The following is a 13,866-nucleotide window of genomic DNA, read 5'->3' on the forward strand; positions in this document are numbered from 1 at the left end:
CCTCCTGCCCCAGGGTGTGGGCAAGGCCGTACGCAACGCTCCGTCTCCCAAGGTCTACATCCCCAACACCGGTCACGACCCGGAGCAGCTCGGGCACACTGTGGCGTCCTGCGTCGCCCAGCTCCTTGCGACGCTCCGCCGGGATGCGGGCGAAGAGACCACCGCGGCAGAGCTCCTCGACCTCGTCCTGGTGGACTCGGCGAACGGCGACTATCCGGGCGGTCTGGAAGCGGAAGCGGTGCGCTCCCTGGGTGTCACCCTGGTGGATCTGCCCCTCGTCACCCCCGAGAGCCGTCCCCATCTCGACCCGGAGCTCCTCGCCCGGGCTCTTCTGAGCCTCGCCTGACCTGGGTCACCCTCAGGTCTTCCCCGACGGCTCCCCCGGCCAAATCCCACCCGGACAACCGGTTTCACCAACTCTTGAGGATCGAATCACGGAATCTTTGCACGGGGTCTCTACAGTTTGAGGCGAGGAAAGAAGAAGGAAAAACCGAGTGCGCTGCGCCTGACGCCCTTTGCGCTGCGCCGGCTCCGGAGGATAGCCATGATCGCAGTACGTTTGACCTCCACCGAAGGCACCATCCAGGTACAGGAAACGGTTCGCTGCTGGTGCCAGCAGCAAGCGGAGTACACCCTCGAGCTGGTGAACGCCCGCGTGGGTACGGGGCGCTTCCAGCGCTGCCGCCAGCACGCCCGCCACGATCTCGACACCGGTGATTTCAAGGTCGTGGAAGCGTGGATTTGACCCGGATCGACGCCTCGGTGGAGGCAGACTTCGACGAACCGATGCGCAGAACCAAGGTTCTGGTCATCGACGACGAGCCGGACATCGTCGAGTTCGTCGAGTACAACTTGCGCCGCGAGCAGTTCGACACCAGTCACGCCGGTGACGGGCCGTCGGCGCTCCGGCGCGCCCGCGAGGATCGGCCCGACATCATCCTCCTCGACCTCATGCTGCCCGGCATCGACGGCCTCGAAGTCTGCCGCCAGCTGCGCCAAGCCACGGAGACCGCCACCATCCCCATCATCATGCTCACCGCCAAGGGCGAGGAAGCCGACGTGGTTTCGGGCCTGGAGATCGGCGCCGATGACTACGTCCCCAAACCCTTCAGCATGCGCTTGCTCCTGGCGCGTATTCGCGCCGTCCTCCGGCGCAGCGGCCGGGGCGAGCTCGGCGACGCCGGCGTCACCCATGTCGGCGATCTCCGCATCGACGACGAGCGCCACCAGGTGACCCTGCAGGGCCGCGAGCTCCAGTTCACCCTCACGGAGTACAAGCTCCTGCGCTTCCTGGCGCGCCATCCCGGCCGCGTCTTCACCCGCACCCAGATCCTCGGCAACATCCAGGACGAGCACGTGCTGGTGGTGGACCGCGCCATCGATGTGCACGTCGCGGCGCTGCGCCGCAAACTGGGCGAGGCCGCCACGCTCATCGAGACGGTGCGCGGCGTGGGCTACCGCTTCAAGACCTGACTCTTCCCTCCTTCTCCGCTCCCTCCCCCTCTCGACCCGGTCTGCAACCATCGAACCGGCTTCACTCCCGACCTAGTTCCTGCCTCCCGGCGGCTGTTATACTGGCCGGCCGACAACCGAGGGTTCACACCATTCGCCATGGAAGGAGATCAGGACGCATGAACAGGTCCGCCAAGATCCGCTGCGGTTTCGCTCTCGCGACCCTGGTGTGGGTGTGCGCCCTCTTGGCCGCCGCCCCCGCCTGCAACGCCAAACGGGAGGACACCGCGCCGGCCCAGGTCGCTCAGGCCCCCACACCACCTACGGAAAAGCCCGCGGAAAAACCCGCGGAGAAGCCCCAGGAGAAGAATCTCTTGCTCGCTCCCAACGATCCCGCTGTCAACCAGAAGGCACCGGACTTCTTCAAGGTGCAGTTCACCACCACCAAGGGTGATTTCGTCGTGGAAGTGGACCGCGAGTGGGCCCCGAAGGGCGCCGATCGCTTCTACAACCTGGTCAATGCCGGGTTCTACGACGGCTGCCAATTCTTTCGCGTCATCCCCAACTTCATGTGCCAGTTCGGCCTGAATGGAGACCCCAAGGTCTCCGCCGCCTGGCGCAAAGCCAAGATCCAAGACGATCCGGTAAAGTCGAGCAACAAGCGAGGCTTCGTGAGCTACGCCATGGCCGGGCCGAACACACGGACGACACAGATCTTCATCAACTTCAAGGATGGGAACTCGCGCCTCGACAGCATGGGCTTCGCGCCCTTCGGCAAGGTGAGTCAGGGGATGGAGATCGTGGACCAGCTCTACTCTGGCTACGGCGAGAACCCGCCGGAGACCCAGGGTTCCATCGAGTCCGAAGGCAATAGCTACTTACAGAAGACCTTCCCCAAGCTCGACAGCATCAAGACGGCACGCGTGATCAAGTAAATCGCCGCGCGCACGGCGAGCAAGAAAGAGGGGTCGTCGCCTGGCGACGACCCCTCTCTTCAGCTGCGAACCCGATGGATGTCGAGTCCGCTCCGCGCTGCACTCGTATTCTACACCACTGCGACCCCCGCCCCCTAGGGAACGGTAGCCGCCTCAGCGGCGAGCGGCCTCGGTGAGCGGCTTGCCGTCCACGTCGAGGAACTCGATGGGACCGAGCCCGAGCTCCCGGATCTTGGGTTCGATGACCTTGCGATCCCCGACCACGACGAGAACCATCTGCTCCGGCAGCACCCGCTGCTTGGCGAGCTGCGTCAGTGCATCCGCCGTCGTGGCCCGCACCTTCTGCGGATAGCTCGACAGATAGTCCTCGGGCAAACTATAGGTCACCAGTCGATTGATGTACCCCGCCACCTCGCCGAGCGACTCGTGCTCGCCGGGAAGCTGGAGCACCAGGTTCTCCTGCGACTTCTTCAGCTCCGCCGCTGTTACCGGCCGGGTACCACGGATGTCGCGGAGCTCCTTCATCAGCTCGGCGATGGATTCCTTGGTGACGTCCGTCCGCACCTGCGTGGAGGCGAGGAAGACGCCTTGGCCGCGGGTATCCACCGCCTGGCTGCGGGCGCCGTAGGTGTAACCCTTGTCCTCGCGCAGGTTCATGTTGATGCGCGAAGTGAAGGTGCCCCCCAGGATGGAATTGAGAACGTCGAAGGGAACCGCCGAGGGATCGCTCCGTGGCGGCCCCAGATTCGCCGCCATCAACACCGACTGGGCCGCATCAGGCTTGTCCACGATGTAGACCGTGGTGCGGCTGGGCTGCGCCACCTGGGGCAGCTGGATCGCCGGCACCGCGCCGGGCTTCCAGGCGCCGAAGGTCTTTTCGAGCCGCGGCATCATCTCGTCCATGCTGACGTCACCGACGACGACAAGAGTGGCGTTGTCGGGCTTGAACCACGTGCTATGGAAGGTGACGAGATCCTGCTGTCTGATGCTCTTCACCACGTCCTCGGTGCCCGAGCCGGTGAACGGCTGGCCGTAGGGGTGGTCCGGCCCGAAGAGCAGACCGGGCAGGATGCGCATTCCCATCGGCACCGGCTGCTTCTTCTGCTGCAGGATCTGACCGAGCACCTGCTGGCGCTGCCGTTCGACCTCCTCCGCCGGGAACGACGGGTTCAAGATCACGTCGGCGAACAGGTCGAGCGATGGCTCGAGCCGCGCCTTCAGCGCGTTCAACGACACCGTGCAGTTGTCCAGCGACGAACCCGTGTTGAGCTGGGCGCCGAGACGCTCGGCCTCGTCGCTGATCTGCAGCGCCGTCCGCGACTTCGTCCCCTCGTCCTGCATGCGCGCCATGAAGGACGCGGTGCCGTAGTGGCCGCGCTGGTCCGCTGACCAGCCGCCGCCCACGAGGAGGTTCACCTGCACGAGGGGCGTCTTGTGCACCTCGGCAAGGACGACCTGGAGGCCGTTGCTGAGCTTGCGGCGCTGCAGCTGCGGCAGCACCATCGCCGGCTCGGGCCCGAGCTCCGGCTTCTTCGCCCGGTCGAGGCCGGCCACTTCGGCCGTGGCCTTCGGTGCCGGGTAGGGATTCACGCTCATGACCACGCGGCCCTGATGCAACCAGCGCTGGGCCGTGGCTTGCACGCTCTTCGGCGTCACCTTCTCGTAGCGCGCGAAGTCCTTCTCGATGTAACCCGGGTCACCGGTGTAGGTGTTGTACATGGCGAGGCGGTCGCTCACGCCGCCGAAGCCGCCGATGCGCTGCAGGCCGCGCACCATCCCGGAGAGGATCTCCGTGCGCGACGCGTCCACCTCGGCGGCGCTGGGCGCCGAATGGCACACCTTGTCGATCTCTTCCTTCACTAGCGGCTCGATCTCGTCCAGCGTGTGCCCTTCCTTGGCGGTGACCACCACGTAGAAGAGGCTGCCGATCTCGCGCGTGTCCACGAAGGTGTTGACGTCCTGGGCCAGCTGCAGGTCGTAGACCAGGCGCTTGTACAACCGCGACGTCTTCCCCGAGGACAGCACGTTGCTCAGCACTTCCAGCTCCGGCTCGCCTTCGGTGAAGCTCGCCGGGGCGTGCCAGGCGATGTAGAGCCGCGGCAGTGGCACGCGGTCTTCCATCTGCAGGCGGATCTCCTCGGTCAGCTCCGGGATCCACACTTCGCGGCGGTACACCGGCGGCACCGGTGGGATGGCGCCGAAGTATTTCTCCACCAACGCCTTCGCCTTCACCGGCTCGATGTCGCCGGCCAGCGCGAGGGTGCAATTGTTGGGTCCGTAGTAGGTCTTGAAGAAGTCCTCCACGTCCTTCTTCGTCGCCGCCGTGAGGTCCTCCATGTAGCCGATCACGTCCCAGCTGTAGGGATGGTGGCTCGGGAAGAGAGCGGCGTACATGCGCTCGTCCACGGTGCCGTAGGGCTGGTTGTCCACACCCTGCCGGCGCTCGTTCTTCACCACCTCGATCTGGTTCTGCAGGCGCTCCTCGGTCATCGACGGCAGGAGCCAGCCCATGCGGTCGGCTTCCAGCCACAGCGCCTGCTCCAGAGCGCTCGTCGGCACGTTTTCGAAGTAGTTGGTTCGGTCGTTGTTGGTGGTGCCGTTGCGGTCGGTGGAGCCGATCGCATCGAGGGCCATGAAGAAGTCCGTGTTGTGGTGCTCCGACCCCTGGAACATCATGTGTTCGAAGAGGTGGGCGAATCCCGTACGTCCGGGCCGTTCGTTCTTCGAGCCCACGTGGTACCACAGATTCACGGCCACGATGGGAATCGAATGATCCTCGTGCAGGATCAGGGTGAGCCCGTTGCTCAGCACGTACTTCTGGTACGGGACCTGGGGAGGCTCGATCTTCTGGGCCCAGACAGTGGACGCCGCGAGCACGGCGCTCACCAAAACCACAGAGGCGATCGAGACTCGCGCCTTGGCGCCGCGAATCCAGTTCATGATTCCGTCTTCTCCTTCCCGAGCCGTTGTTCGGATCGCGACCGTGGTTGGCTGCACGCAGGCCAGCGTCGGAGAGCCGGCGACTCCCGGCACAGCCCGGTCGTGGAAACGCGAGGAACCTCGATTCTACGGGGACTTACGGCCGGCGAGCAAGCGCCTTCGTGGGGAACTTCGCCGGGCCGGGGCGGCACCGTGCCGGCCTCCCGGGCCAGAAAGCGCCTTGTCCGCCCAGCGGCCCCGGTCGGAGAATCCGCCCACGTCAGCAAAACGCGGGAACTGCCCGAGAGCCGCTGGCCCGAACGACGAGGCCGAGCGCCGGCCGAACGAAAGGGGCGGAACATGCTGAAGGAGTTCAGGGACTTCGCGATGCGGGGCAATGTCCTCGACATGGCGATCGGCATCATCATCGGCGGGGCATTCGGCAAGATCGTCAGCTCCCTCGTGAGCGACCTCATCATGCCCCCCGTCGGTCTCCTCCTGGGCCGCGTGGATTTCAGCCAGCTCTACCTCAACATGAGCGGCACTCCCTACGCTTCGCTCAACGATGCCAAGGCAGCCGGAGCGGCGACGCTCCGCTACGGGGCCTTCTTGCAGACGATCGTGGATTTCATCATCGTCGCCTTCGCCATTTTCCTCCTGATCAAGGCGGTCAACGCGGCGCGCAAGAAGGAAGAGGCGCAACCCGCGGCACCACCCGCGCCGAGCAAGCAGGAAGTGTTGCTGGGCGAGATCCGCGACCTCCTCAAGGCGCGGGCCTGATCCATTGACTTGGAGCCACGGCCATACACGCTCGAAGGAGGAAGCATGCGAGTCCGATCGCTCTGTAGCATGGCCACATGGGCAGTGGTGTTCCTGGTCGAAGGAGCCGCGGCGCAACAGGGTGCGCCCGGGGACACCCTCTTCAGCGGCTGGGCCGTGAAGGCGTCGGCAGGGCTGGCCCTCGGCCAATCGACTTTCAATCGTGCCTGGCAAGGAGACGAGGTCGGCACGGTCTCCTGGATCGCGACCATGGACGGCGCCGCCGACCACTGGCTCGGGCGGCGGGCGATCTGGAAGAACCGTCTCTTCCTGCAGTTCGGCCAGACGCACCAGCAGGACAAGACGCGCGACGCCTGGCTGGCGCCGACGAAGAGCACCGACAAGATCCTTTACCGCGGCATCGTGCTCTTCAAATGGTGGAGCTTCGTGGATCCCTTCGTCGCCTTCGACGTGGACAGCCAGTTCTTCACCGAGATCGAGCCGGTACGCCTGTGGTGGACGCCCACCATCCTCACCGAATCGGTGGGCATCGCGCGCTACCTGGTACAGGGGCCCCGGGCGAGCGTGCTCACCCGCGTCGGCTTCGCCTTCAAGGAGAGAATCGACCGCTTCGGCACCTACGACCCCTTGACCCTCGCCCACGACTCCGACATCACCACCGAGGGCGGCTTCGAGTGGTACACGGTGTCGCGGCTGGCGGCCGCCGAAGATCGCACCGTCTTCACCTCGGAGCTGCGCTTGTTCAAGGCGGTAGACACCACGCAGAAGGACCCGATCAAGCGCCAGTACTGGACCACGATGGACGTGGATTGGCAGAACAAGCTCAGCAACAAGGTCTACAAGGTGATCACCTTCGATCTTTTCTGGCAGATCCTCTACGACAAGCAGATCGACAGGGTGGGGCAGTTCAAGCAGACTCTGGGCGCCGGTCTCACCTGGCAACTGCTCTGAGCCAAGCTGAGACGGTAGAATGCCGGCCTCGGGAGAGAAATCGTGGAACGGAAGCACAAGATCCATCTCTGGTACGTCTTCGTCGCCCTGTGGGGGATCCTCCTCCTCCACGATCTGCTCGCTACTTTTCGTCAGGTCGATCAGATCCCCTACAGTCAGTTCCTCACCTACCTGCAGCAGGGCAAGGTGGAAGAGGTGAGCGTCACGAGCACGCACATCCGCGGCACCCTCAAGGAGCCGCACGAGGGCGTGCCCAAGCGCTTCATCACTGTCCGCGTCGAGCCCGAGCTGGCCGACAAGCTGGCGGGCACGGGGGTCAAGTTCTCGGGTTACGTGGAGAGCACCTGGATGCGCGATCTCCTGGCGTGGGCGCTGCCGGCGCTCCTCTTCCTCGGCATCTGGATGTTCGTCATCCGTCGCATGGTGGGGCGTTCGGGCATGGGCGGCGGCTTCATGGCCATCGGCAAGAGCAAGGCCAAGGTCTACGTGGAGGACGCGACCAAGGTCACCTTCGCCGATGTCGCGGGCGTCGACGAGGCCAAGGAAGAGCTGCGCGAGGTCATCGAGTTCCTGAAAGATCCACGCCACTACAGCCGGCTGGGGGGCAGGCTGCCCCGGGGCATTCTCCTGGTCGGGCCGCCCGGGACGGGGAAGACCTTGCTCGCTCGCGCCACCGCCGGCGAGGCCGGCGTTCCCTTCTTCTCCATCAGCGGCTCCGAGTTCGTCGAGATGTTCGTCGGCGTCGGTGCGGCGCGGGTCCGCGATCTCTTCGAGCAAGCGGTGAAGCGGGCGCCCGCCATCGTCTTCATCGACGAGCTCGACGCCCTCGGCCGCGCCCGCGGCCTCGGGCCGCTGGGAGGAGGACACGACGAGAAGGAGCAGACTCTGAACCAGCTCCTGGTGGAGATGGACGGCTTCGACCCGCACCAGGGCATGGTGATCCTAGCGGCCACGAACCGCCCGGAGATCCTGGATCCGGCGCTGCTCCGGGCCGGGCGCTTCGACCGCCAGATCCTCGTCGACCGACCCGACAAGACGGGGCGCGTGCAGATCCTGGAAGTGCACATGCGGAAAGTGAAGCTCGCCGCCGATGTCGATGTGGCAGAGATCGCGGCGCTGACGCCGGGGTTCACCGGCGCCGACCTCGCCAACCTGGTGAACGAGGCGGCGCTGCTCGCCACGCGCCGCTCGGCCGACGCGGTCAGCGCCGGCGATTTCACCGCCGCCATCGAGCGCATCATCGCCGGGCTGGAGAAGAAGAACCGGCTGCTCAACCCGCACGAGCGCGAACGGGTCGCCTATCACGAGATGGGCCACGTCTTGGTGGCGCTGGCCTTGCCGGGGAGCGATCCGGTGCACAAGGTGTCCATCATCCCCCGTGGCATCGGCGCCCTGGGTTACACGATCCAGCGCCCCACGGAAGACCGCTATCTCATGTCGAGGGACGAGCTGGAGAACAAGATGTCCGTGCTTCTCGGCGGGCGGGTGGCGGAAACTCTGGTCTTCGACGACATCTCCACCGGCGCCGCCGACGATCTCGCCAAGGCCACAGACATCGCCCGCAGCATGGTGACGCGCTACGGTATGTACGAGAAGCTGGGTCTCGCCACCTACGAGGACCAGTCGCTGTCGCTCTTCCCCGGCGTCCCGGTGGGCGGGCGAGAGCGGCAGTTCAGCGAGGAAACGGCGCGCGAGATCGACTGCGCCGTTCGCGACATCTTGAAGCTTGCTTTCGACACCGCCCGGACGGTCCTGGTCCGGAACCGCGCCGCCCTCGACACCGGCGCCCGCACGCTCCTCGAGCGCGAGACCCTGACCGCCGCCGAGCTCCCCCAGGTCGAGAAGCAGCCCGCGCGCCTTCCCGCCGCGAGCGACACCGCCGTACGCGGCGGCAGACCGGACTAAGGGGACATCCCCGCACACGGCGGCAGGGCGGGCTTCTCCCCGCCTGGAACGTCATGCTGCGCCCGCAACCCCGCTCCCAGCCTGTCCCGCCGCGCAGTCGCGTGCTAGGATGCCCCGGATCGCTCGGCACATGCCGCCCGCAGCGCCCCCACCCATGTACGGGCGGGAACGCCAGGGGCGTCGCCCTGGAGGGGAAGATGTCGAATTCGGCTTTCTCCGACCTCGATCACCACGTGGAAAGCAGCCGCCCGCGCTTCGAGGCCGACCTGCAGCTCCTCGTCGAGATTCCCACCGTCAGCATGGACCCGGCGCACAAGCCCGACATCCAGCGCGGCGCCGAGGCGGCCGCTTCCGTGCTGCGGAGCTGCGGCGCCACCGCGCGCGTCGTCCCCACCGAGGGCAACCCGGTGGTGGTGGGCGAGCTGGTGAGCGACCCGAAGCACCCGTGGCTCACGGTCTACAACCACATGGACGTGCAGCCCGCAGACGAACCGACCTGGAGGAGCGACCCCTTCAAGATGCAGATCGACGAGGACAAGTACATCGGCCGCGGCAGCACCGACGACAAAGGACCCGGTCTCACCGCGCTGTATGCCGCCCGCTATGCTCGCGAACACGGCGTCCCGCTCAACGTGCGTTTCCTCTGGGAGCTGGAGGAAGAAATCGGCAGCCCCTCCTTCGAGGGCATGGTGAAGGCCGAGCTGCCCCGGCTGCGGACGGACTCCGTCCTCGTCTCCGACACGATATGGATCGCCAAGGGTCGCCCGGCCGTGCCGTACGGCTTGCGCGGCGTCCAGGGCTTCACCATCCGGCTCGAGACCGGCGCCAAGAACACCCACTCCGGTCTCACCGGCGGCCCGGCCCGCAACCCGGTGGCGGAGATCGCCGGTTTGGTGGCGAAGATGATGGATCCGGACACGGGCAAGGTGAAAATTCCGGGCTTCTACGACGACGTGCGCCCGCTGGGGAAGAAGGAGAAGGCGAGCTTCGCCGCCTCCGGCTTCAACGTCGCCCGCTACAAGCAGGCGCACGAGCTGCGCAGCTTGCGCACCGACAATGCCGCGGAGGTCATGAAGCGTATCTGGGCGCTCCCCACCTTCGAGATACACGGCATCTCCGGCGGCTATCACGGCCCCGGCGTCAAGACCGTGGTGCCGTCGTGGGCGGAAGCGAAGATCTCCTGCCGCCTGGTGCCGGACATGAAGGCAGCCAAGGTCCTCAAGCTCATCCGCCCCTTCGTCAAGAAGCACCTCCCGGATGCGGTGCTGAAGGAAGAGCATCACCTGGACTGGTTTCTCGGCGAGATCTCCGGGCCCCACGCCGAAGCCGCCACCAAGGCGCTGCGCTTCGGCTTCGGTCGGGCCCCGGCCTTCGTGCGCGAGGGCGGCTCCATCGGCGCCGTCGTCACCATGGTGGAGTACCTGAAGTGCCCGCTCATCATGATCGGCCTGTCGCTGCCGGAGCACGGCTACCACGCGCCCAACGAGAATTACGACTGGGGCCAGGCCTCGGGAGGGATGAAGACCTTCGTCAAGTACTTCGCCGAGCTGAGCCAGATCGGTTGAGAGGGCCACCGCCCCCACGTTCCACCTCGTGACGGAAGGGGAGAGCGCATGCACGAGAAGGAGTTCAAACCGTACGTCCCAGCCAGCGAAACCGGGGTCGCGGAGTTCACCCTGAAGGCGATCCTGCTGGGGGCGTTCTTCGGCATCCTCTTCGGCGCCGTCACCGTCTACCTGGCGCTCCGCGCCGGACTCACCGTCTCCGCTTCCATCCCCATCGCGGTGCTCGCCATCGCGGTGTTCAAGAAGGTCGGCAAGTCCACGATTCTGGAGAACAACATCGTCCAGACCATCGGCTCCGCCGGCGAGTCCATCGCCGCCGGCGTGGTGTTCACCACCCCGGCTTTCCTCTTCATCGCCAGCGGCGGCGCCCAGGCCTATTTCAACCTGCTGCAGATCGTGACCCTGGCGGCGGTGGGCGGCATCATCGGCGTCCTCCTCATGGTGCCCATGCGGCGCGCCCTCATCGTCAAAGAGCACGGCGAGCTGCCCTACCCCGAGGGCACCGCCTGCGCCGAGGTGCTCATCGCCGGCGAGCGCGGCGGCGAGATGGCCAAGACCGTCTTCGCCGGCTTCTGGACCGCCATCATCTACGCCATCGCCAACAAGCTCTTCGCTCTCTGGCGCGAGGTCCCGGTGCTGCTGCAGACGGGCGCGGAGCGCGCCTTCAGGAACGCGCGACTCAACAGCGAGATCACCCCGGAGTACTTGGGCGTGGGCTACATCATCGGGCCGCGCATCTCTGGCACCATGGTCTCGGGGAGCGTCCTCTCCTGGCTCGCCCTCATCCCGCTCCTCTCGATGTTCGTTCCCGAAAGCCAGGTGCAGAGCGATCTGCTGAAGCTCGGCTTCACCCAGACCTGGATCGATGGTCACGAGAAGGCCGACTGGTTCTACCGCGCCTACATCCGCTACATCGGCGCCGGCGCCGTGGCCATGGCGGGTCTGTTGACGCTGCTCCGGACGCTGCCGACCATCTACGCCTCGATCCGTGACTCGGTCCGCGAGCTGCGCGCCGGCGTCGGCAGCGGCGGCAGCCAGGTGCGCACCGAACGCGACATCCCCATCCTCTGGGTCGCCATCGGCTCGTTGCTCTTGGCCCTCATCATCCCCTTCTTCCAGAAGATGCCGGTCGGCTTCCCGGCCTCGCTCCTGGTCAGCACCCTCATCGTCATCTTCGGCTTCTTCTTCGTCGCCGTGTCGTCGCGCATCGTCGGCCTCATCGGCTCCTCGAGCAACCCGATCTCGGGCATGACCATCGCCACCCTGCTCGGCACCTGCCTCATCTTCCTCCTCGCCGGCTGGGCCGACGACGCGAGCTCGCAAGCGGCGGCCCAGGCAGCGGCGCTCTCGGTCGGCGCCATCGTCTGCATCGCCGCGGCCAACGCCGGCGCCACCTCGCAGGACCTGAAGACGGGCTTCCTCGTCGGCGCCACGCCCATCCGCCAGCAGATCGGTCTCCTCATCGGCGTCCTCGTCTCGGTGGCGGTGATCGGCTTCACCCTCATCGGCATGCACAACTCCTCGTGGGGGCCGATCGGTTCGGAGCGCTTGCCGGCGCCGCAGGGGACGCTCATGGCCACCATCATCCAAGGCGTGCTCTCACAGGATCTGCCCTGGGGCTTCATCTTCGTCGGCGCGGCGATGGCGCTCATGGTGCAGCTCTGCGGTGTGAGCGGCCTCGCTTGGGCGGTGGGGGCTTATCTCCCCATCTCGACGACGTTCCCCATCTTCGTGGGCGGCGCCATGCGCTGGCTCGCCGATCGCATCCGCGGCAAGAAGGAGGAGAGCGAGGTTTCGTCCGGCATGCTGTTCGCCACCGGCCTGGTCGCGGGCGGCTCCATCGGCGGCCTGTTCATCGTCATCATGGCGCAGATCAAGGGCGGTAAGCTGGCGGAGGACCTCGGCAGCTTCGGCCACGGCCTGCAGGATTCTCTCGGCGGCGGAGCGACGCTGGTGGCCCTTCTCGCTTTCGCTGCCTTGTGCACGCTGCTCGTGCGCCGAGCCTTGCGCAAGCTGGAGCTGTGAGCGCTGCGGCCTGCGCGCCCCTATCTCCCTGCCTCTTCCGGGGGGCCTCCCGGCCCCCCGGCCCCATCCTGTACAGTTTGGCCCGCGACCCCGCCAGGAGGACAACCATGGATCGACGCGAGTTTCTCAGCAAGGCCGCCATGGCGGCGGCTCTGGTCGGAGTCACCGTCACGGTCACGCGATGCGGTGGCGACGACCCGGCGGCGCCGACGACGGGTACCGGGGACGTGACGGGAACAGCCAGCATCGACCACCCGCACACCGGCGTGATCACGAAGGCGCAGCTCGACGCCGGCGTCGCCGTGACCATCACCTTCACGGGCAGCGGCCACCCTCATGGTCTGGCACTCACGGACAGCGAGGTGCAGTCGATCGCCCAGGGGACGAGAGTGCAGAAGGACTTCACGGACACCCAGAACCCTAACGCAGCGAGCCGACATCGCCACCTCTACACCTTCAACTGACCTCTCCGGTGACCTCTCCGGCTCCGGCCGACTGGAGCGGTGTTCGGGCGCCGTTCGCTTCAATCTGCCGGGCCGAATCCTGTACAGTCTTGCCCACGACCCCGTCAGGAGAACGACCATGGATCGGCGCGAGTTCCTCAGCAAGGCGGCGATGGCCGCGGCACTGATCGGAGTCACCGTCACCGTGACCGATTGCGGCGGTGACGATCCAGCGGCGCCCAAGGCGGGTGCCGGGGATGTGACGGGACACGCCACCGGCAGCGGCCACACCCACACCGGTGTGATCACGAAGGCGCAGCTCGACGCCGGAGCCACCGTGACCATCACCTTCACCGGCAGCGGCCACACCCATGATCTGCGGCTCGAGAACAGCGAAGTGCAGCAAATCGCCCAAGGGACGAGGGTGCAGAAGGACTTCACGGACTCCCAGAACCCTAACCCGGCGAGCCGACATTCCCACACGTACACCTTCAACTGACCGCTTCGCCGGCGGCCGACTGGAGCTTTGTTCAGGGGGCCATTCGCTTCCATCAGCCTCGCCAACGAGGAGGAGTCATGCCGCGTTCCGCCATGCTCGTTGCGGTGTTTTTGTTCTTGTCCCCGCGCCGCCCTCGCCTCGGCCCAGATCCCGGACAAGTTCACCAACCTGAAGGTGTTTCCTGCCGACACTCCCAAACGGGAGTTGGTGGATCGCATGCGCGAGTTCACCGGCGCTCTGGGAGTGCGCTGCAATCACTGCCACGTCGGCCAGGACCCGAATACCCTCGAGGGCTACGACTTCGCCTCCGACGACAAGGAGACCAAGCGCGTCGCCCGCGCCATGCTGCAGATGGCTCGTGAAATCAACAGCCATCTCCTGCCCACGACAGG

General features: G+C 66.2%; 13 protein-coding genes. 12 read left to right on the forward strand and 1 reads right to left on the reverse strand.

Going from position 1 to position 13,866, the window contains the following annotated elements; genetic code table 11:
* The 4 genes from VFE28_03245 to VFE28_03260 all read left to right on the forward strand — a co-directional run.
* On the forward strand, window positions 1-346 hold a 346-nt coding region (locus VFE28_03245; protein HZM14993.1), incomplete at its 5' end, for a GAK system CofD-like protein.
* Window positions 347-544: 198 nt separating this feature from the next.
* The gene (locus VFE28_03250; protein HZM14994.1) at window positions 545-745 is read left to right on the forward strand and encodes a hypothetical protein; all 201 of its coding nucleotides are present in this window, start codon (window positions 545-547) and stop codon (window positions 743-745) included.
* Window positions 736-1,473 carry a response regulator gene (locus tag VFE28_03255; protein ID HZM14995.1) on the forward strand — a complete coding sequence of 246 codons (738 nt, stop codon included), beginning with the start codon at window positions 736-738 and terminating at the stop codon, window positions 1,471-1,473. Before VFE28_03250 ends, VFE28_03255 begins: the two co-directional genes overlap by 10 nt.
* A 158-nt stretch (window positions 1,474-1,631) precedes the next feature.
* Window positions 1,632-2,387: a peptidylprolyl isomerase gene (locus tag VFE28_03260; protein ID HZM14996.1), complete on the forward strand. Its 756-nt coding sequence runs from the start codon at window positions 1,632-1,634 to the stop codon at window positions 2,385-2,387.
* 153 nt (window positions 2,388-2,540) lie between these two features.
* Here the strand turns inward: VFE28_03260 and VFE28_03265 are convergent, their stop codons facing one another.
* On the reverse strand, window positions 2,541-5,327 hold the full coding sequence (locus tag VFE28_03265; GenBank protein ID HZM14997.1) for a pitrilysin family protein: 2,787 nt from the start codon (window positions 5,325-5,327) through the stop codon (window positions 2,541-2,543).
* Between the two features lie 339 nt (window positions 5,328-5,666).
* On the opposite strand from VFE28_03265, the gene mscL reads away from it, so the two are divergent.
* The 8 genes from mscL to VFE28_03305 form a co-directional block, all read left to right on the forward strand.
* The gene (mscL, locus tag VFE28_03270; GenBank protein HZM14998.1) at window positions 5,667-6,086 is read left to right on the forward strand and encodes a large-conductance mechanosensitive channel protein MscL; all 420 of its coding nucleotides are present in this window, start codon (window positions 5,667-5,669) and stop codon (window positions 6,084-6,086) included.
* 45 nt (window positions 6,087-6,131) lie between these two features.
* Complete coding sequence (locus VFE28_03275) at window positions 6,132-7,037, forward strand: DUF3078 domain-containing protein (GenBank protein ID HZM14999.1); 906 nt, start codon at window positions 6,132-6,134, stop codon at window positions 7,035-7,037.
* Window positions 7,038-7,079: 42 nt separating this feature from the next.
* A complete protein-coding gene (gene ftsH / locus VFE28_03280; protein HZM15000.1) occupies window positions 7,080-8,942 on the forward strand; it encodes an ATP-dependent zinc metalloprotease FtsH in 1,863 nt (620 codons plus the stop codon).
* Window positions 8,943-9,139: 197 nt separating this feature from the next.
* Window positions 9,140-10,507 (forward strand): M20/M25/M40 family metallo-hydrolase, encoded by a 1,368-nt coding sequence (locus VFE28_03285; GenBank protein ID HZM15001.1) that lies wholly within the window; start codon window positions 9,140-9,142, stop codon window positions 10,505-10,507.
* 48 nt (window positions 10,508-10,555) lie between these two features.
* A complete protein-coding gene (locus VFE28_03290; protein ID HZM15002.1) occupies window positions 10,556-12,532 on the forward strand; it encodes an oligopeptide transporter, OPT family in 1,977 nt (658 codons plus the stop codon).
* A gap of 107 nt (window positions 12,533-12,639) precedes the next feature.
* The gene (locus tag VFE28_03295) at window positions 12,640-12,996 is read left to right on the forward strand and encodes a twin-arginine translocation signal domain-containing protein (protein ID HZM15003.1); all 357 of its coding nucleotides are present in this window, start codon (window positions 12,640-12,642) and stop codon (window positions 12,994-12,996) included.
* 118 nt (window positions 12,997-13,114) lie between these two features.
* Window positions 13,115-13,474, forward strand: a complete 360-nt coding sequence (locus tag VFE28_03300) for a hypothetical protein (protein HZM15004.1) — start codon at window positions 13,115-13,117, stop codon at window positions 13,472-13,474.
* Window positions 13,475-13,573: 99 nt separating this feature from the next.
* Window positions 13,574-13,866: c-type cytochrome (locus VFE28_03305; GenBank protein HZM15005.1), on the forward strand; the 293-nt coding region annotated here is incomplete at its 3' end.

The organism is Candidatus Krumholzibacteriia bacterium (assembly GCA_035649275.1).
Classification (GTDB): Bacteria; Krumholzibacteriota; Krumholzibacteriia.